Origin of the sequence: Vibrio sp. TRT 17S01 (genome assembly GCF_050113695.1) — a bacterium.
GTDB lineage: Bacteria > Pseudomonadota > Gammaproteobacteria > Enterobacterales > Vibrionaceae > Vibrio.
This window is the reverse complement of sequence record NZ_JBNJOG010000026.1, coordinates 1-19,090: the sequence shown is the minus strand read 5'-3', so window position 1 is coordinate 19,090 and position 19,090 is coordinate 1. Positions and strand designations below refer to the sequence as shown.

The following is a 19,090-nucleotide window of genomic DNA, read 5'->3' as shown; positions in this document are numbered from 1 at the left end:
CGGGGTGGAGCAGCTTGGTAGCTCGTCGGGCTCATAACCCGAAGGTCGTCGGTTCAAATCCGGCCCCCGCAACCAATTCCTCTGATTCATGAATTGAATCGTGCTCTTTTCTCATGCTGTGAAGCATAATCCCTCATAAAAAATACCACTGCTTTTATTAGCGGTTTTTGTACGTTAAATCCACGTATGCTATCGCTTTTACGTGAATGCTTTCGTCGTATGCACCATCTGGTCGATGATATCACCATTCATTAACAGACTTATCCACATTGCAGCTTCTGTGGATAACTTGGTGGGTAACCTGATTTTTTGTATTGTATAAGTGGGAATTTTGAAAGATCATTTATGTGATTTAACTTTCTTTCAAAAATAAAAAATACCGCTAATGCTATGTATTTAAAGGGAAATGCGATGTTTTGCGTTAGATCGCAAAGCATCGAAAGAGATCATTAAGTGCTTGTTTTTTGATCCCGGTCATTTATCTCCACTGTGATTAACTTCTGTAGCTGTAAGAAAACAAGCACTACATCTGTCTTTTTTCCACATTTTAGTTTTTAGACCAATATCAACTAAGAGTTGCCTGAAAACGGCACGCATTATGCGTCCCTTGGTAGCCCTTTCTGGATGATTCGAATTAACCTTTTTTGTTTCTGTTCTGGTGTTGCTTGTGATGGGATTTGAGAGACTTGCTGCTGCAACGCCCATTGAATATGTACGTCGAGAGTTTCGCTTAATCCAGTTCGAGATTGTAAGGCGTCTACAATCTCTGTTTTATAAGGTGCATTTCCCATTGCAATCGACAGGTTGCGTAACCACTGTAAGTATCCAATACGTCGAATAGCAGAGCCTTCCATATTTTTTAGGAATGTCTTTTCATCCCACAAAAAGAGGGTAACCAAGTTAGGTTGTTCAATGCTAGGGCGACGATGAAAGTCTTCACGCTCAGTCAGTGCCGCGAAGCGATTCCACGGACAAACTAATTGACAGTCATCGCAGCCGTAGATGCGATTCCCCATTGCTTTTCGGAAAGCTTCGGGAATGACGCCATCGTACTCGATAGTTAAATACGAGATGCACTTTCTCGCATCAATGATGCCATCTTCGATAATAGCTTCAGTAGGACAAGATGTTATGCATGCTGTGCATCTTCCACATTCATCGATGCTAGGAGTATCAATGGGCAATGGAAGGTCAATCAATAGCTCACCAAGAAAAAACCAAGACCCACATTCTTTATCGAGGATCAGCGAATGTTTGCCTGTCCACCCAAGACCGGCTTTTTGAGCAAGGGGACGCTCTAGAATAGGAGCAGAATCAACAAATGGGCGATAGCCAAACTCACCGACTTCTTGTTCTATACGTTGCCCCAGCTTTTTTAATTGGTTGCGAACCAATTTATGGTAATCACGCCCTAATGCATAGCGGCTGATGTAGGCTTGGGTCGGATCGGAGAGATTTGCGGCAAATTTAGCTTCTGGTGGCAAATAATTCATGCGTGCACTGATGACACGTATTGTTCCGGGATGAAGCTCCTGAGGGCGTGCACGCATCATGCCGTGCTTAGCCATCCAGTCCATTTCGCCGTGGTACCCTGCATCTAACCATTTTTGTAATGCCGCTTCATGTTGATGCAAGTCGACGTCACAGATACCGACTTTTTGAAATCCAAGCTCTTGAGCCCAAATTTTTATCTTATTTGCCAGTTGTTGGTAATCCATGATACGGCTGCTCATTTGAAGGGGGGCGGGATCTTACCGGATCTTAATTGCGGGATCTAGCGTTGTTGTGAGGAAAAAAACAGCATTATTCATGATTATTTTCCTTTTACTTACAGAAGAGATCTTGTCTCTCAATTCCAACCCAGTTTACTATTCCTGTTCTTTTGATTTTTATATAGTCAATTTTTGAAAGTTTAGAGAATGCAATTCATGAGTACGAAACAATTTGCCCTTAAAGACGAACAAGCAACGATTCAGCTGGGAACAGCTTTAGCGATGCAATGCTCTCAGCAAACGACGATCTACCTGCATGGTGATCTCGGGGCAGGCAAAACAACATTTAGCCGAGGTTTCGTACGAGCTTTGGGGCATGCTGGTAATGTAAAAAGCCCGACCTACACATTGGTAGAACCTTACCAATTGGATAAATGGCAGGTATATCACTTTGATCTATACCGCTTGGCGGACGCGGAAGAACTGGAATTTATGGGGATCCGTGATTACTTTACTACCGATGCGATTTGTTTAGTTGAGTGGCCAGAAAAAGGTCAAGGGATGCTACCAGAAGCTGATTTAGATATTGAGTTGCGTTACAACGGTGAACAACGTATAGCCGTGCTTTCTGCCAATAATGACTATGGTTGTAAATTGCTTGCCCAGTTGGAGTTATGTTGATTAGTCAGTCTATAAGAGCGGTTTTCCTTTCACTTATTTGTGCTCTTGCTTTTTTCCCAAACGTCATCTGGGCTAACGCACTAGAAGGGGTGCGTGTTTGGCCTTCTCCTGATGAAACGCGAATTGTTATCGATTTGAAATCTGAGGCTGAATATAGCTATTTTACGCTAACCAGCCCAAGTCGCCTCGTGGTCGATCTGAAACAAACCACACTCAGTACTAAGCTGCCTATCGTAGTGAAGGATAGCCGTGTCTTGAGTAAGGTACGTAAGAGTTCTCCACCTGATAAAAATACCTATCGCTTAGTGTTTGAGTTGAAGAAAAAAGTGACGCCGCAGTTGTTCAAGCTGGCTCCAACGCCGGGTGGTCAATACGGGCATCGCTTGGTGGTTGATTTACCACATGGTAACGTGGCTGCGCCAGTGACTCCTGCTAAGCCTTCTAACAATACACAAGTGAGTCGAGATGCTTCTCAGCTGCATGGGAGTGCCGATATTGTGGTCGCCATTGATGCAGGCCACGGTGGTGAAGATCCAGGTTCAATCGGCCCTACACGTAAATATGAGAAACACGCAACCTTAACGATCTCGAAAAAGCTGGCTGCAGAAATTAACGCAGTGCCGGGTATGAAGGCGGTGCTTACTCGACGTGGTGACTACTTCGTCAACCTTAATAAGCGTTCTGATATCGCACGTAGAAACAAAGCTCACTTGCTAGTTTCGATTCATGCCGATGCGTTCCACTCACCAAAACCACGTGGTGCGTCAGTTTTCGTTCTTAATACCCGCCGTGCAAATACTGAAATTGCCCGTTGGGTTGAAGATCATGAAAAGCAATCTCAGTTGCTTGGCGGGGCAGGTCAAGTGTTGGCGAAAAACACGAATGACCGCAACGTGAGTCAAACTCTTCTTGATTTGCAGTTTAGCCACTCCCAAAAAGAAGGTTATAAAGTCGCAACTAAGATCCTTCGTGAAATGGGTAAAGTGGCACACCTACATAAGAGAGAACCAGTAAATGCAAGTTTGGCGGTACTTAAGTCGCCGGACATTCCTTCTGTGTTGGTCGAAACGGGCTTTATTTCTAACCCAAGTGAAGAACGTTTATTATTCCAACGTAGTCACCAAGATAAACTAGCGAGAGCGTTACGCGTTGCTCTAGTGAATTATTTCAAGCAAAACCCACCCGAGGGCACTCGGTTTGCAAATCGTGGTAAAGAAATAAAGCACAAAGTAACTCGTGGTCAGTCACTGTCATTGATTGCTAAAAAATACAAAACATCAACGAAAGCGATCATGCGTGCGAATAACTTGAAGAGTTCAAGTTTAGCGATTGGTCAGGTGTTGGTGATTCCGGGTGCTCAAGTTGCTGTTTCTTCTTCTCACACGTCGACAGCACCAGCAACAAAAGTGGTAACGAAGTCAAAAACCATTACCCATGTCGTTAAGAAAGGCGAATTCTTGGGCAAAATTGCGAGTAAGTACGGTGTATCGATCAGTGCGATTAAGCGTGAAAATAATTTGCGCTCTGATACGCTTCGACTAGGCCAAAAACTCAAGATAACCACAAAGGTTCAAGTTAAAGAGCCTGTATTACGCAAGCATAAAGTGAAGCGCGGTGAATTTTTAGGTAAGATTGCTAGTAAGTATGGCGTAAGTGTTAATAATATTCGTAAAGCGAATAACTTACGCTCTGATGAGCTGGCCGTTGGTCAGGTGTTGATCATTCCTAATCGCTAAGCGTTTACTATGACGATAAAAATTCTCCCGGCCAGGCTGGCAAACCAAATTGCGGCCGGGGAAGTGGTCGAAAGACCAGCTTCTGTAGTCAAAGAACTTGTTGAGAATAGCTTGGACTCCGGTGCGACTCGAATCGATATTGATATCGAAAAAGGAGGAGCCAAGCTTATTCGGGTTCGAGATAATGGCAAAGGGATCGTCAAAGAAGAACTTTCTTTAGCACTGAGCCGCCACGCGACTTCGAAAATACATACGCTTGACGATTTAGAAGCCATTCTTAGCCTCGGTTTTCGTGGTGAGGCCTTGGCAAGTATTAGCTCTGTCTCTCGTCTTACCCTTACCTCTCGCCCTGCAACACAAGATCAAGCATGGTCTGCTTATTCCGAAGGGCGCGATATGCAGGTGAATATCCAGCCTGCTGCTCATCCAATTGGTACTTCGGTTGAAGTGTTGGATCTGTTCTTTAATACGCCCGCGAGGCGAAAGTTTCTTCGTACGGAAAAAACAGAGTTTAGTCACATTGATGAGCTGATCAAACGTATCGCTTTGAGTCGCTTTGATGTGACGATCAACTTACGTCATAACGGCAAATTGGTGCGTCAGTACCGAGCATCAAAAACTCAGTCTCAAGCTGAGAAACGGATTGCAGCCGTATGTGGCAGTGCTTTTGTACGTCATATGTTAGCGATAGAACTTGAGCATCAAGGGTTGAAGCTACATGGGTGGGTAACGACACCTGACGGCGCTAGGCAACAGAGCGATCTGCAGTATTGCTACGTTAACGGACGCATGATGCGTGATAAGCTCATCAATCATGCAATACGTCAAAGCTACGAGGCCAGCCTACGCCCCGATCAATTTGCCGCTTATGTGTTGTTTATTGAAATTGACCCGCATCAGGTTGATGTGAATGTGCATCCTGCGAAGCATGAAGTGCGCTTCCATCAAGCTCGGCTAGTACATGACTTTATTTATCAAGCACTCAGTGATGCGTTGGCGCAAGGCGCACATATTGAACGCCAAGAGGTGAGCCATTCTGCTTTTCATGATGCTACTGAGATAAAGGCGCAAACGGAAATTTCTGAGCACCAAGAAGCGTGTGCTGTTCAGGTTCCAGAGCGTGTTTATCAAGCGATTGAGCAGACTCCAACTTATCCAAGAAAAGAGGAAAGTACAGAGAGAGAGGTTCGTGATGCTCCGCGACGCAGTGAATGGATAGAATCAGCAAAACCTGCATCTCGCAATTCCACACCGGAGCGTTATAGTGAGCCAGCGCCTTCAAAGCAAGAAGTGCGGGCTTATAAAGAGTTGCTTCAAACCCCCGATTTTATTGAATCACAGCCAGATCCCAAAAAAGTGGAAGCAAACAGCAGGCAGGCAATCGAAGCGACGTCAACGATTGAATCGTTAGGCAAAGCTATCAATCTGGTAGGGGAACAGTATCTGTTAATGGCTGACAAACAAACCAGCCTACTGGTATCGATTAAACGTGCGGAGTGGTATCGAGTACGAGGGCAGCTTAATAACCAACTGGGAGTACTGAAAGCCCAACCTTTACTCGTGCCTCTTTCTTTGAAGTTAGATCAGCAATTGCTTGATTGTGCTAACTCATTAAGGGAACAACTTGTAACATTTGGAATTGAGTTAAAAGCCAGAAATCCTAAGGCGATCATGGTTATGGGTGTTCCCCAGCCACTAAGACAACAAAACCTACAACAATTGATCCCGGATCTGCTATCTTACGCAGCTTCGCAAAGTGGTGAATTAAACAATGCTCAGTTGGCTGATTGGTTGACGTTGCAGATCACACAAGTAAAAAGCAGCTACACTTTGTCGGAAGCCATTCAAATTATTTCAGAAGTTGAGCAACTGTGGCAGGGGCAGCTTCCATTGCATGATGAGACCTTGGTTCGTCATGTCGATTTTACTGCCACCATTGCAGCATTAGAGTTATGAGTAAAGAACTACCTTTAGCGTTGTTTTTAATGGGGCCGACGGCTTCAGGAAAAACAGAATTGGCGATACGTTTGCGCCAGAAGTTTCCCATCGAGATCATATCGGTGGACTCCGCTTTAATTTATAAAGGCATGGATATCGGCACAGCAAAGCCAGATGAAGCAGAGCAGGCTTTAGCTCCTCATCGTCTAATTGATATTTTGGATCCGAGTGAAGCCTATTCAGCAGCAGACTTTCGCCGTGATGCGTTAAAAGAAATGCATGACATCACAGCACAAGGTAAAATTCCTTTGCTCGTGGGTGGGACCATGCTTTATTACAAAGCACTACTGGAAGGTTTATCACCACTTCCGGCTGCAAATCCTGAAATTCGTAAACAAATTGAGCAAGAGGCATTGACTCAAGGCTGGGAGGTGCTGCACGATCAACTCAAAGAGATTGATCCTGTATCGGCTGCCAGAATACATCCGAATGATCCACAAAGATTATCTCGGGCGTTGGAAGTCTACCGTGTTTCGGGTAAAACTCTGACTGAACTGACGCAAATTAAAGGGGAAAGCCTGCCGTTTCGCGTTAAGCAGTTTGCTATAGCTCCCAAGGAAAGGGCTGAGCTCCACAGGCGAATTGAACTGCGGTTTGAAAAAATGATTGAAGCAGGTTTTGAAGAGGAAATGAAAGCACTTTACGCTCGAAAAGATCTTCACCCTGATCTTCCATCTATTCGTTGTGTCGGTTATCGACAAATGTGGGACTATTTTGATGGTAATTGTACGTTGGATGAAGCGGTGTTTCGTGGAGTCTGTGCAACCCGTCAATTGGCCAAGCGACAAATTACCTGGTTACGCAGCTGGGATAATTTAACTTGGTTAGATAGTGAGAACATTGATGAAGCGCTTGAAACTGTTTCAAATGCAATAGCATCTGAAGGTTTTCGTTGTGTATAATGTGATCGCTTTTGCGTGAACGTGCCCTACAAAGGATCTGTTACTTGAAATTTGTTGTCAAAGACGTCATAACAGGGAATGACAGGGTGTTTTTTTATTCGTTTAGCTCAGATGCAAGGGCCGCACCTTTTATATTGCAGCGCACCACTAGCTAAATAATTAAAACAAAATTACAAATAAGGAAAAATAAAATGGCTAAGGGGCAATCTTTACAAGACCCATTCTTAAATGCATTACGTCGCGAACGTATTCCAGTATCTATCTACCTTGTAAATGGTATCAAGCTACAAGGTCAGATCGAATCTTTTGACCAGTTCGTAATTCTTCTGAAAAATACTGTAAACCAAATGGTTTATAAGCATGCGATTTCAACAGTTGTACCAGCACGTCCAGTTAGCCATCACAGTGGTGAACGTGCTCAGTCATCTGATCGCCCGCAAGAAAAATCAGAAGACTAATTCTGAACCCTAATACTAGTATTATTTTAAGGAGTTGATTGCTTGTTTGACCGTTATGAAGCCGGTGAGCGAGCCGTACTTGTTCATATCAACTTCACGCAAGAAGGGGAATGGGAAGATCTTAACGAGTTTGAAATGTTAGTTTCTTCCGCTGGGGTTTCTGCGCTACAGGTAATTACTGGTAGTCGTCAGTCTCCTCACCCTAAATACTATGTCGGAGAGGGTAAGGCTCAAGAAGTTGCTCACGCAGTGCAGCTTGCTGGGGCTGATGTGGTGATTTTTAACCACGCCCTCTCTCCTGCCCAAGAACGTAACCTCGAACACCTTTGTAAATGTCGTGTGATTGATCGTACCGGTCTAATCCTTGATATTTTTGCTCAGCGTGCCCGCACCCATGAAGGTAAGTTGCAAGTCGAGCTAGCACAGCTTCGCCATATCTCAACGCGCCTTATTCGTGGTTGGACTCACCTAGAGCGACAAAAAGGTGGTATTGGTTTACGTGGTCCGGGTGAGACTCAGCTAGAAACTGACCGGCGTTTATTGCGTGATCGTATCAAAGCGATTCTCCGTCGCTTGGATAAAGTTGCCAAGCAACGTGAACAAGGTCGCCGAGCAAGAAATCGAGCAGAAATCCCAACCGTGTCGTTGGTTGGTTATACCAACGCGGGTAAGTCGACCCTGTTTAACCGAATTACGGAAGCGGGTGTTTATGCGGCGGATCAGTTGTTTGCAACTCTTGATCCAACCCTCAGAAAAATTGAACTTGCTGACGTTGGACCTGCCATATTAGCAGATACGGTTGGTTTTATTCGTCACTTGCCCCACGATTTGGTTGCCGCATTTAAAGCAACATTACAAGAAACGCAAGAAGCTGACATTTTGTTACATGTTGTTGATGCCAGTGACGACCGTTTTCGTGAGAACATTCAAGCTGTTCATGATGTTCTTGAAGAGATTGATGCCCATGAGGTGCCATCTCTAACCGTCATGAATAAGATTGACAATCTTGATCAACAAAATCCGCGAATCGAAAGAGACGAAGAGGGTATTCCTCGTACTGTATGGGTCTCTGCGATGGAAGGGTTAGGTATTGAACTGATTTTTGAAGCTCTAACAGAGCGATTAGCCAGTCAGATGGTGCAATATCAGCTATGTATACCACCTCAACATCAAGGAAGGATCCGCAGTACATTTTTTCAGTTGAACTGTATTCAACATGAGGAATATGATCAGGATGGAAACTTGTTGATTAATGTTCGAATGCAACAAGTGGATTGGTCTAGACTTGAAAAAAGAGAAGAGGCAGATTTACGTGACTTTATAGTTACTTAAATGACTGCTACAGTATAACGTCATATCTAATGATGGAGCTTTCTAATGGCGTGGAATGAGCCTGGTAATAACAACGGCAACAACGGCCGCGATAATGACCCTTGGGGTAACAATAATCGCGGTGGTAAAGGTGGTCGTGATCAAGGTCCGCCAGACTTGGACGAAGTATTTAATAAACTGAGTCAGAAACTGGGTGGAAAGTTTGGTAAAGGCGGCAAAGGTCCGTCTATTGGAGGCGGCAGTGCAATTGGCCTCGGTCTGATTGTTGCGGCTTTGGTCGTTGGCTGGTTTGTTTCCGGCTTTTACACGATCGGTGAAGCCGAGCGTGGTGTGGTACTTCGATTAGGTAAGTATGACCGCATCGTCGATCCTGGTCTAAACTGGCGTCCTCGTTTCATTGATGAATACGAACCGGTTAACGTTCAGGCAATCCGTTCACTGCGTTCATCAGGTCTTATGTTGACCAAAGATGAAAACGTAGTAACCGTTGCGATGGATGTCCAGTACCGTGTTGCTGACCCATACAAATACCTATTCCGCGTAACGAACGCAGACGACAGCTTACGCCAAGCAACTGATTCTGCTCTGCGTGCTGTTGTGGGTGACTCTCTGATGGACAGTATCCTAACCAGTGGTCGTCAACAAATCCGTCAAAGCACACAAGAAACGCTGAATGAAATTATTGATAGCTACGATATGGGTGTTGTCATCGTTGACGTCAACTTCCAGTCTGCACGTCCACCTGAGCAAGTAAAAGATGCATTTGATGATGCTATTGCGGCTCGTGAGGATGAGGAGCGTTTTGAACGTGAAGCAGAAGCTTACCGTAACGATATTCTTCCTAAGGCAACAGGTCGTGCTGAGCGTCTGAAGAAGGAAGCATTGGGTTACTCTGAGCGCGTTGTTAACGAAGCACTAGGTCAAGTGGCTCAGTTTGAAAAGCTATTGCCAGAATATCAAGCAGCGCCAGAGGTTACACGTAACCGTCTGTACCTAGATACTATGGAAGAAGTTTACAGCAGTACGTCGAAAGTTCTGATTGATTCAGAGTCAAGCGGCAACCTACTTTACTTGCCGATCGATAAGCTAGCTGGTGAGGGTCAAACTCAAACCAAGCGTAAGCTGAAGTCAACTTCTGCCTATGACCAAATTGAGCTTGAGACTCAGTCAAATGACACTACTTCAGACTCGCAATCTCGTACAACTGGTTCACGTCAAGGGAGATATTAAGAATGCGTAAGTTAATGATCCCTGTATTAGTTGTAACGATTGTATTGTTACTGATGTCAGTATTCGTTATCCAAGAAGGTGAACGAGGTCTCGTCATCCGATTCGGTCGTGTTCTTGATGACAACGGCGTTTCTAAGATTTACGAACCTGGCCTTCACTTCAAGATGCCACTGTTTGACCGCGTAAAAACATTAGATGCTCGTATTCAGACAATGGATGGTCGTTCTGACCGCTTTGTAACGTCAGAGAAAAAAGACGTAATTATCGATACTTACGTTAAGTGGCGTATCGAAGACTTCGGTCGTTTCTACCTGACAACAGGCGGCGGTAACGTTCTGACTGCTGAAGCGCTACTTGAGCGTAAAGTAACAGACGTTCTTCGTTCTGAAATCGGTGCTCGTGAAATCAAGCAGATTGTTTCTGGTCCACGTAATAAAGACGTATTACCAGATAGCGTTGATAGCGAAGAAGTCACTACAGAAGCAGCAAAAGAAGCGTTAGAGATTGATGGCGAGCGTGACAAGATCATGGAAAACGTACTGGAAGGTACCCGTGATAGCGCACTGACTGACCTTGGTGTTGAGATCGTTGATTTCCGTATGAAGAAAATCAACCTTCCTGACAACATCAGTGACTCAATCTACAAGCGTATGCGTGCTGAGCGTGAATCGGTTGCTCGTAAGCACCGCTCTCAAGGTCGTGAGCGTGCAGAAGTTATTCGCGCTCAAGCAGAGCTAGAAGTCGCAACAGTACTTGCTGAAGCCGATAAAACTGCACGTGTAACACGTGGTGAAGCGGATGCAAAAGCGGCCAAGATTTATTCTGATGCTTACAACAAAGACCCAGAATTCTTCGGCTTTGTCCGTTCTTTGAAAGCATACGAAAAATCGTTTAGCGAGAAGAGTGATATTCTTGTTCTGGATCCGAAGAGTGACTTCTTCCAGTACATGAACAATGCTTCTGGCGCAGCTGCGAAATAAAAAAGAATCTAATCTAAAAGGCTCCTTTATAGGAGCCTTTATTATTTCTAGCGACTAAGGCAAATGAGTAGAGGTTAATATGTCAAATTCTATTTGGCTGGCTATCGGATTAGTGTTGATCGTTGAAGGATTAGGGCCACTGATTGCTCCAAATGGATGGCGTAATATGGTTGCTCAGCTAAGTGAGCAACCAGATAATCAATTACGTCGCATCGGTGGTTGTTTAGTGGTTGCTGGTGTGGTGATTGCCTACGTTTTTTCTTAGCTATCTTGTTTAATAATGAGGAGGTGGTGTTTCCTCAGAAGGGTCAGCTAAGTTCGACGTATCCATATTTTTCACTTTGCCGACAACATACTTCATCTGATCTTGCATTTTTGAAATCAAAAGTTGTTGTTGGCTTAGCGCTTCATTGAGAGAATCAATGGTCTGCTCTTGGAAGGCGAGTTGGCATTCAAGATCGTTGATACGCTCTTCTAACTTTTGAATATTATCGCTCATGGTTCTATATCTACTGTCCACGCTTGAGCAATACCGGCCGAAGTGCCTGTAACTACTCGTTGCTGATTGTCAAAAGCAGCATCATACACCACCGCTCGTGGTGGGCGTGCATCTTTTAGCGATTCCGCTTCAAACCCTTGTACTTTTTTCCCAGTCATACTATCCCAAATGGTTATTCTGCTTGATGGTGTTCCGGTCATTAGCCAGCGGCCATCATCGGAGAACCGAGCTGTAGAAAAAATCAGCTGACGAGAGAAACTGCTTAGTTTCGCCTGTGATTGACCAGTAGTTAAATCCCAAATGATGGCTTGATTCCCGCCATCTGACGTAAAGGCGAGTTTCCCATCACGTTGCAAGGCGACGCGAATGACACGTTGTTCATGTTCAAATGTGCGCAAAATTTGTCCGCTGCTGGTGTCCCACAAATAGGCTTTGTAATCATTCCCTCCTGTTAAAGCAAAATGTCCATTTGGGGAGAGAGCCACAGAATTCACTTTTTCTTGATGGGCAAGGAACTCTAGTCGACGTCCAGTGACTAAGTTGACGTAGATGGCCTTGCCATTCGACAACCCAAGCAAAACTTGTTCGCCGTTACTGGCAATATCGACATCGCGGATCAAACCGTCAGATATTGACCAAAGGCCCTCTGATTGTGTCCAACCTAGGTCCCAAACGGCAAAATTTATCTGGCTGGCAGTGACGGCAAAGCGTCCATTATCTGAAATGCGAATGCGTGAGACGGTATTGGCTTGCGGATCTTGTTGGCCAAGCTGAGCAAGCTTTTTATCTTGGTATAAGTCCCATAAAACTAGGTGGTGTTCTTTGGAGTAAATAAGTGCAAAGCGGGCATCTCGGCTTAATGCAAAGCTGGTGCTTCCGTTAGCGTCTAACTCCCAGCGTTGATCGGGTTTGGCCGAGAAAAAACAGCCAGTTAACGCAGAAATGACAATGGTGATGAATAGAGTGTGAGAGATTATCCGCATCAAGTCTAAATATCCACTTGGTTTTGGTTTATTTGCTAAATATATTCGTTATATTGGTACAACACGATCGTGCACACCAGAATTTCTTATCGTTTTGTGCACAAAGACAAATGGTTAGCCATCAATTGGAGAAATCAATGAAATCAATTTTTAAAGTGTCGCTGCTGGCGGCTACAGTTGCGTTAGCGGCAGGCTGTCAAAAAGAAGAAGAAACAAAAGCGGCAGTTGAGCCAACACCAGTGGTTAAGCAACAGGTTCAGGCCGAAACTGGCAAACTTGTTCATTTCAAAACAGAAGATGATAAAGCGGCATACGCAATTGGTGTTTCTTTCGCTAACTACCTAAGCACAAGCTTAGATAAGCCGGGTGAGATCGGTATTGATTTAAATAAAGAGTTGGTACTTAAAGGTATTGAACACGTTTTTGCTGGCAAAGCAGAGCTTAATGAAGAAGAAACTCGTGCAGCTCTTGAGTCTTTAGATAAGCGTGTTGCAGAGAAAATGCAAAAACAAGCGGCTGAAAAAGCAGAAAAGAACAAAACTGCTGGCGATGAGTTCCGTGCTAACTTTGAAAAAGAAGCTGACGTAGTGAAGACGGATTCTGGTTTACTTTACCAAGTTATGACCAAAGCAGAAGGTGAGCAGCCTAAAGATACAGATACTGTTCAGGTGCACTACAAAGGTACATTGATCGACGGTACGCAATTCGACAGCTCATACGATCGTGGTGAGCCAGCAACATTCCCACTAAACCGCGTGATCCCAGGTTGGACTGAAGGTGTTCAACTGATGCCTGTTGGTTCTAAGTTCAAGTTTGTTATTCCACCAGAGCTTGCATACGGCCCACAAGACACGCCAACGATTCCTGCAAACTCGACGCTAGTTTTTGAAGTTGAGCTACTAAAAATCGATAACGGCGATAAAGCAACACAATAAGCACTGATTATTTGTTTGATGAAAGGCCTGACATTGTCAGGCCTTTCTTTTTTCATCAGAATTTATTTGTTCTCAATCACTAGATTGTCAGTTAGCTAGGTGTGCAATTCAAAATTTCTGATAAACTTACACCAATTTGTTGATTTTTCGCTCTAAGGCAAAACCAGTGACAACTACAGAAACAATTAATGCGGATATGTTGCTCGAAATGGAATCTGTTACCGTGATGCCATTTTCCGAGCACGATAAAATCATCTTAAGATCTTACGAAGCCGTCGTAGATGGCATTGCCAGTCTAATCGGCCCTTTCTGTGAGATCGTTCTTCACTCCTTGGAAGATCTCAATACCTCTGCAATCAAAATTGCTAACGGTGAGAACACCGGCCGTCAGGTAGGTTCTCCTATCACTGACTTAGCACTTAAAATGCTGAAAGACATCGAAGGTTCTGAGCGTAACTTCTCACGTTCGTACTTCACCCGCGCCAAAGGTGGCGTATTGATGAAGTCGATCACCGTTGCTATTCGTAATGGTGAAAACCGCGTGATTGGTTTGCTTTGTATCAACGTCAACCTTGATGCGCCTTTCTCTCAAGTTCTTCAGTCTTTCATGCCAACGCAAGAAGCGAAAGAAGCGGCGTCGTCCGTTAACTTCGCAAGTGATGTTGAAGAACTCGTAGACCAAACGGTTGAGCGCACGATTGAAGAGATCAACGCCGATAAATCGGTATCGAATAACACCAAAAACCGTCAGATCGTCATGGAGCTGTACGACAAAGGTATCTTCGATATCAAAGACGCTATCAACCGCGTAGCAGATCGTCTGAACATTTCTAAACACACCGTTTACCTATACATTCGTCAGCGTAAAACTGAGGATGAATAAGCGTGAGTGGATTAACTTACACGCTGGTAGTGAACGGTCCGGTTTACGGCAGCCAATCGGCACGCAGCGCATATCAATTCGCACAAGCGGTAATTGAACAAGGGCATACTCTGGTGAGTGTGTTCTTTTACCAAGATGGCGTCACTAACGGTACGGCTCTGAGCGTGCCTGCCAATGACGAGTTTGACCTAACCAAAGCATGGCAATCACTCGCACAACAACACGATGTTCGTTTAGAAACGTGCGTGGCAGCAGCTTTACGTCGCGGCATCGTCAGCGAAGATGAAGCGAATCAGCATGGTCTGGAGCAGAACAACCTAGCTACAGGGTTCAAACAAGCCGGTTTGGGCAGCTTAGCCGAAGCCATGTTAACCCAAGATAGAGTAGTGCAGTTTTGAGTCAGCTAACTTACCTATTTCGTAGCGCGCCTCATGGTAGCAATGCGGGACGTGAAGGTGTGGATGCGCTGCTAGCGGCATCTGCGTATTGTGAAGACATCACAGTCCTATTTGTTGGCGATGGTGTTTACCAATTGCTGCTTGGGCAAGAGCCTAATGGCATCTTAAGCAAAGACTACGCACCAATGTTAAAGCTGTTCGATTTGTACGATATTGAGCAAGTGTTTGTTTGTGCCGATTCGCTTGCCGAGCGTGGCTTGGCTCAAGCTGATCTAGTCATTGATGCAGAGGCTCTAAATAATGAGCAACTAAAAGTTAAACTGCAACAAGCGGACAAACTGCTGTCATTCTGAGGAAGCCATGTTACATATCATCAAATCCGTAACTGCATTAGACGATGCAATGGCACTGTACAGTGAGCAAGATGATGTCTTGCTGATTGAAGATGCCGTGTATGCTGCGAACCCTCAGCATAAGGCGTTCAGTAAGGTAAAAGGTCCATCAGTGTTTGCACTGCAAAGCGATATTGAAGCTCGTGGCATGAGCAATCGCATTAGCCCATCTATTGAGGTGGTTAGCTATGCTGGCTTTGTTGAACTAACAGCAAAACAAGCCAAATCTCTGACTTGGGATTAACCCTTCTTTCCTGTCGATTGAGCTTTACGGACTAATTGCCCTAATTGAACAAAAAAGATCCGTATATTTCTTGACACACCTCTCACTGCTGCATAGAATTTTGCGTCCCTAACTGCCAACCGCTGTTAGGGATAGATTTTTCACAAAGCTTACTTTCAAGTAAATCAGGAGCTAGTTAATGGCAACTATTAACCAGTTGGTACGTAAGCCACGTGCAAAGCAAGTTGTTAAAAGCAACGTGCCTGCACTAGAAGCGTGCCCACAAAAACGTGGTGTATGTACTCGTGTTTACACTACTACACCTAAAAAACCTAACTCAGCACTTCGTAAAGTTTGTCGTGTACGTCTGACAAACGGCTTCGAAGTTACATCGTACATCGGCGGTGAAGGTCACAACCTTCAAGAGCACAGTGTTGTACTAATCCGTGGCGGTCGTGTAAAAGACCTTCCGGGTGTACGTTACCACACTGTTCGCGGTGCACTTGACTGTGCTGGCGTTAACGACCGTAAACAAGGTCGTTCTAAGTACGGTGTGAAGCGTCCTAAGTCTTAATGGATTCCGTTAAGTAAGGCCAAACACTAAATTATTTTTAATTTTTTGAAAAAACTGAAAAGTTTTGGATAAAACCTGAAGAAGACAACGGAGAAAATCCATGCCACGTCGTCGCGTCATTGGTCAGCGTAAGATCCTTCCAGATCCAAAGTTCAAATCTGAACTGCTGGCAAAATTCGTTAACATCCTAATGGTTGACGGTAAAAAATCTACTGCAGAGAAAATCGTTTACACTGCACTAGATGCTATGGCTGAAAAGTCTGGTAAAGACCACTTAGCTATTTTTGAAGAAGCTCTTGAAAATGTTCGCCCAGCGGTAGAAGTTAAATCTCGCCGTGTTGGTGGTTCAACTTACCAAGTACCTGTAGAAGTACGTCCGGTTCGCCGTAACGCTCTTGCTATGCGTTGGTTGGTTGAAGCTGCGCGTAAGCGTGGTGAAAAATCTATGGCTCAACGCCTAGCTGCTGAAATGCTAGACGCGTCTGAGAACAAAGGTACTGCGGTTAAGAAACGTGAAGACGTTCACCGCATGGCTGACGCAAACAAAGCGTTCGCACATTACCGTTGGTAATACCTTTCAGTGCCGCGGGAATCCCCGCGGCTCTACTCTAGTTCCTATGCGTAAGCCTAGGAACTATTGCTATATCTAGGGCAAGTAAAAAGCTGTAAAAGCAGGCTAAAGTAACTAGAGATAGCAATAGTCCCTAATTCAAGAGGATTCAATCGTGGCTCGTAAAACACCTATTGAGCGCTACCGTAACATTGGTATCGTCGCTCACGTAGACGCAGGTAAAACAACCACAAGTGAACGTATTCTGTTCTATACTGGCCTTTCTCATAAAATCGGTGAAGTCCACGATGGCGCTGCTACTATGGACTGGATGGAGCAAGAGCAGGAGCGTGGTATCACTATTACCTCCGCTGCGACTACAACTTTCTGGCGTGGTATGGAAGCGCAATTCCAAGACCACCGCATCAACATCATCGATACTCCTGGACACGTAGATTTCACTATCGAAGTAGAGCGTTCACTGCGCGTACTTGATGGTGCCGTTGTTGTGTTCTGTGGTTCATCAGGTGTTGAACCTCAATCTGAGACCGTATGGCGTCAAGCAGACAAATACCACGTTCCACGTATGGTATTCGTCAACAAGATGGACCGTGCCGGTGCTGACTTCCTACGCGTTGTTGATCAAATCAAAAACCGTCTTGGTGCGAACCCTGTTCCAATTCAACTTAACGTTGGTGCGGAAGATGACTTCAAGGGGGTTATCGACCTGATCAAGATGAAGATGATCAACTGGAACGAAGAAGATCAAGGTACAACCTTCACTTATGAAGAGATCCCAGCTGATATGGTCGAGCTTGCAGAAGAGTGGCGCAACAACCTTGTTGAGTCTGCTGCAGAAGCGACTGAAGAGCTAATGGATAAGTATCTTGAAGAAGGTGAACTGACTGAAGCTGAGATCAAGCAAGCTCTACGTGCACGTACACTAAATAACGAAATCGTACTGGCTACATGTGGTAGTGCGTTTAAAAACAAAGGTGTTCAAGCGGTACTAGATGCGGTAGTTGAATACTTGCCTTCACCAATTGATGTTCCTGCGATTAAAGGCGTTGATGACAATGATAATGAAGTTGAGCGTCATGCAGACGACAACGAACCATTCTCAGCACTAGCATTTAAGATCGCGACAGACCCGTTTGTAGGTACGCTGACATTCATGCGTGTTTACTCTGGTGTCGTGAACTCAGGTGATGCGGTATACAACTCTGTTAAGCAGAAGAAAGAACGTTTTGGTCGTATCGTACAGATGCACTCAAACAAGCGTGAAGAGATCAAAGAAGTCCGCGCAGGCGATATTGCTGCTGCGATCGGTCTGAAAGAGGTAACAACAGGTGATACGCTTTGTGACCAGAACCATAAGGTTATTCTGGAGCGCATGGAATTCCCTGATCCTGTTATTCAGATCGCAGTAGAGCCTCGCTCTGTTGCCGATCAAGAAAAGATGGGTATCGCACTAGGTAAACTAGCAGCAGAAGACCCATCTTTCCGTGTAGAAACGGACGACGAAACGGGTCAGACTCTGATCTCTGGTATGGGTGAGCTTCACCTAGATATCATCGTTGACCGTATGAAGCGCGAATTCAGCGTCGACTGTAACGTAGGTAAACCACAGGTTGCTTACCGTGAAACTATCCGTGGCAGCGCGGAAGTAGAAGGTAAATTTGTTCGTCAATCTGGTGGTCGTGGTCAGTACGGTCACGTATGGATCAAACTGGAGCCATCTGAACCTGGCGAAGGTTTTGTCTTTGTTGACGAAATTGTGGGCGGTGTAGTTCCTAAGGAATACATCAGCTCGGTATCGAAAGGTATCGAAGAGCAAATGAACAGTGGTGTTCTAGCGGGTTACCCGGTTCTAGATATTAAAGCAACGCTGTTTGATGGTTCTTACCACGATGTTGACTCTAACGAGATGGCGTTTAAGATCGCTGGCTCGATGGCATTCAAAAAAGGCTCACTTGAAGCACAACCTGTGCTTTTAGAGCCTATGATGAATGTTGAAGTAACTACTCCAGAAGATTGGATGGGTGATGTTGTTGGTGACCTTAACCGTCGCCGCGGTATGATCGAAGGTATGGATGAAGGTGTGGCGGGTATTAAGATCGTCCGCGCTCAAGTACCTCTATCTGAGATGTTTGGTTACGCAACTGACCTACGCTCTGCAACTCAAGGCCGTGCGTCTTACTCTATGGAGTTTAACGAGTACGCTGAAGTACCGAAAAACTTCGCAGATAAAATCATTGCGGAGCGTGGATACTAATAGATTGTATTGATCCTTAAAAAGTATACGACTTTTTGTCAGATCACTACGTCGAAATATTGCGCTGACGGACGTTGGCGCATAAAATAGCAATTTCTGGCGCGTCTCGGTCAATAGTTGATCGTGGCGAATCATAACTAGGAAGGAACACGATCGTGTCTAAAGAAAAATTTGAACGTACTAAACCGCACGTTAACGTTGGTACTATCGGCCACGTTGACCACGGTAAAACAACTCTAACTGCTGCAATCTGTACTACTCTTGCTAAAGTGTACGGCGGTGAAGCGAAAGACTTCGCATCAATCGATAACGCTCCAGAAGAGCGTGAGCGCGGTATCACAATCGCAAC

General features: G+C 44.9%; 21 protein-coding genes. 18 read left to right on the top strand and 3 right to left on the bottom strand.

The window, feature by feature from the left end; genetic code table 11:
* Positions 1–596: 596 nt before the first annotated feature.
* The gene (gene queG / locus ACQEXS_RS21480; protein ID WP_427015130.1) at positions 597–1,718 is read right to left on the bottom strand and encodes a tRNA epoxyqueuosine(34) reductase QueG; all 1,122 of its coding nucleotides are present in this window, start codon (positions 1,716–1,718) and stop codon (positions 597–599) included.
* Between the two features lie 210 nt (positions 1,719–1,928).
* On the opposite strand from queG, the gene tsaE reads away from it, so the two are divergent.
* From tsaE to ACQEXS_RS21435, 9 genes are all read left to right on the top strand, one after another.
* Entirely contained in the window at positions 1,929–2,393 is a 465-nt protein-coding gene (gene tsaE, locus ACQEXS_RS21475) for a tRNA (adenosine(37)-N6)-threonylcarbamoyltransferase complex ATPase subunit type 1 TsaE (RefSeq protein WP_367988001.1), read from the top strand.
* The gene (locus ACQEXS_RS21470; protein ID WP_427015129.1) at positions 2,387–4,129 is read left to right on the top strand and encodes a LysM peptidoglycan-binding domain-containing protein; all 1,743 of its coding nucleotides are present in this window, start codon (positions 2,387–2,389) and stop codon (positions 4,127–4,129) included. The genes tsaE and ACQEXS_RS21470 overlap by 7 nt, the downstream gene beginning before the upstream one ends.
* A gap of 9 nt (positions 4,130–4,138) precedes the next feature.
* Positions 4,139–6,085, top strand: coding sequence for a DNA mismatch repair endonuclease MutL (gene mutL / locus ACQEXS_RS21465; protein WP_427015128.1), 1,947 nt, complete (start codon positions 4,139–4,141; stop codon positions 6,083–6,085).
* Complete coding sequence (miaA, locus tag ACQEXS_RS21460; protein WP_427012177.1) at positions 6,082–7,029, top strand: tRNA (adenosine(37)-N6)-dimethylallyltransferase MiaA; 948 nt, start codon at positions 6,082–6,084, stop codon at positions 7,027–7,029. Before mutL ends, miaA begins: the two co-directional genes overlap by 4 nt.
* Positions 7,030–7,220: 191 nt before the next feature.
* The gene (gene hfq, locus ACQEXS_RS21455) at positions 7,221–7,487 is read left to right on the top strand and encodes an RNA chaperone Hfq (RefSeq protein WP_367988005.1); all 267 of its coding nucleotides are present in this window, start codon (positions 7,221–7,223) and stop codon (positions 7,485–7,487) included.
* Positions 7,488–7,529: 42 nt separating this feature from the next.
* The gene (hflX, locus tag ACQEXS_RS21450) at positions 7,530–8,819 is read left to right on the top strand and encodes a ribosome rescue GTPase HflX (RefSeq protein ID WP_367988006.1); all 1,290 of its coding nucleotides are present in this window, start codon (positions 7,530–7,532) and stop codon (positions 8,817–8,819) included.
* Positions 8,820–8,864: 45 nt separating this feature from the next.
* Positions 8,865–10,049, top strand: coding sequence for an FtsH protease activity modulator HflK (gene hflK, locus ACQEXS_RS21445; protein WP_367988007.1), 1,185 nt, complete (start codon positions 8,865–8,867; stop codon positions 10,047–10,049).
* A gap of 2 nt (positions 10,050–10,051) precedes the next feature.
* Entirely contained in the window at positions 10,052–11,029 is a 978-nt protein-coding gene (hflC, locus tag ACQEXS_RS21440; RefSeq protein ID WP_427012175.1) for a protease modulator HflC, read from the top strand.
* 79 nt (positions 11,030–11,108) lie between these two features.
* Entirely contained in the window at positions 11,109–11,294 is a 186-nt protein-coding gene (locus ACQEXS_RS21435; protein WP_427012174.1) for a DUF2065 domain-containing protein, read from the top strand.
* 9 nt (positions 11,295–11,303) lie between these two features.
* On the opposite strand, the gene ACQEXS_RS21430 is transcribed toward ACQEXS_RS21435, so the two are convergent.
* Positions 11,304–11,528: a SlyX family protein gene (locus ACQEXS_RS21430; RefSeq protein ID WP_367988011.1), complete on the bottom strand. Its 225-nt coding sequence runs from the start codon at positions 11,526–11,528 to the stop codon at positions 11,304–11,306.
* Positions 11,525–12,511 carry a WD40 repeat domain-containing protein gene (locus ACQEXS_RS21425; RefSeq protein WP_427015127.1) on the bottom strand — a complete coding sequence of 329 codons (987 nt, stop codon included), beginning with the start codon at positions 12,509–12,511 and terminating at the stop codon, positions 11,525–11,527. Before ACQEXS_RS21425 ends, ACQEXS_RS21430 begins: the two co-directional genes overlap by 4 nt.
* A 137-nt stretch (positions 12,512–12,648) precedes the next feature.
* On the opposite strand from ACQEXS_RS21425, the gene fkpA reads away from it, so the two are divergent.
* From fkpA to ACQEXS_RS21380, 9 genes are all read left to right on the top strand, one after another.
* The gene (gene fkpA, locus ACQEXS_RS21420; RefSeq protein WP_427015126.1) at positions 12,649–13,446 is read left to right on the top strand and encodes an FKBP-type peptidyl-prolyl cis-trans isomerase; all 798 of its coding nucleotides are present in this window, start codon (positions 12,649–12,651) and stop codon (positions 13,444–13,446) included.
* Between the two features lie 166 nt (positions 13,447–13,612).
* Positions 13,613–14,329: a helix-turn-helix transcriptional regulator gene (locus ACQEXS_RS21415; protein ID WP_367988014.1), complete on the top strand. Its 717-nt coding sequence runs from the start codon at positions 13,613–13,615 to the stop codon at positions 14,327–14,329.
* A gap of 2 nt (positions 14,330–14,331) precedes the next feature.
* Complete coding sequence (gene tusD / locus ACQEXS_RS21410) at positions 14,332–14,727, top strand: sulfurtransferase complex subunit TusD (RefSeq protein ID WP_427015125.1); 396 nt, start codon at positions 14,332–14,334, stop codon at positions 14,725–14,727.
* Positions 14,724–15,080, top strand: coding sequence for a sulfurtransferase complex subunit TusC (tusC, locus tag ACQEXS_RS21405; protein WP_427015124.1), 357 nt, complete (start codon positions 14,724–14,726; stop codon positions 15,078–15,080). The genes tusD and tusC overlap by 4 nt, the downstream gene beginning before the upstream one ends.
* Before the next feature lie 7 nt (positions 15,081–15,087).
* On the top strand, positions 15,088–15,363 hold the full coding sequence (tusB, locus tag ACQEXS_RS21400; protein WP_427012169.1) for a sulfurtransferase complex subunit TusB: 276 nt from the start codon (positions 15,088–15,090) through the stop codon (positions 15,361–15,363).
* Between the two features lie 178 nt (positions 15,364–15,541).
* The gene (gene rpsL / locus ACQEXS_RS21395) at positions 15,542–15,916 is read left to right on the top strand and encodes a 30S ribosomal protein S12 (protein WP_004399892.1); all 375 of its coding nucleotides are present in this window, start codon (positions 15,542–15,544) and stop codon (positions 15,914–15,916) included.
* 100 nt (positions 15,917–16,016) lie between these two features.
* On the top strand, positions 16,017–16,487 hold the full coding sequence (rpsG, locus tag ACQEXS_RS21390; RefSeq protein WP_005382796.1) for a 30S ribosomal protein S7: 471 nt from the start codon (positions 16,017–16,019) through the stop codon (positions 16,485–16,487).
* Positions 16,488–16,641: 154 nt separating this feature from the next.
* Complete coding sequence (fusA, locus tag ACQEXS_RS21385) at positions 16,642–18,741, top strand: elongation factor G (protein ID WP_427012168.1); 2,100 nt, start codon at positions 16,642–16,644, stop codon at positions 18,739–18,741.
* A gap of 155 nt (positions 18,742–18,896) precedes the next feature.
* Positions 18,897–19,090, top strand: a 194-nt coding sequence (locus tag ACQEXS_RS21380) for a GTP-binding protein (RefSeq protein WP_240494438.1), incomplete at its 3' end; no start/stop codon positions are given.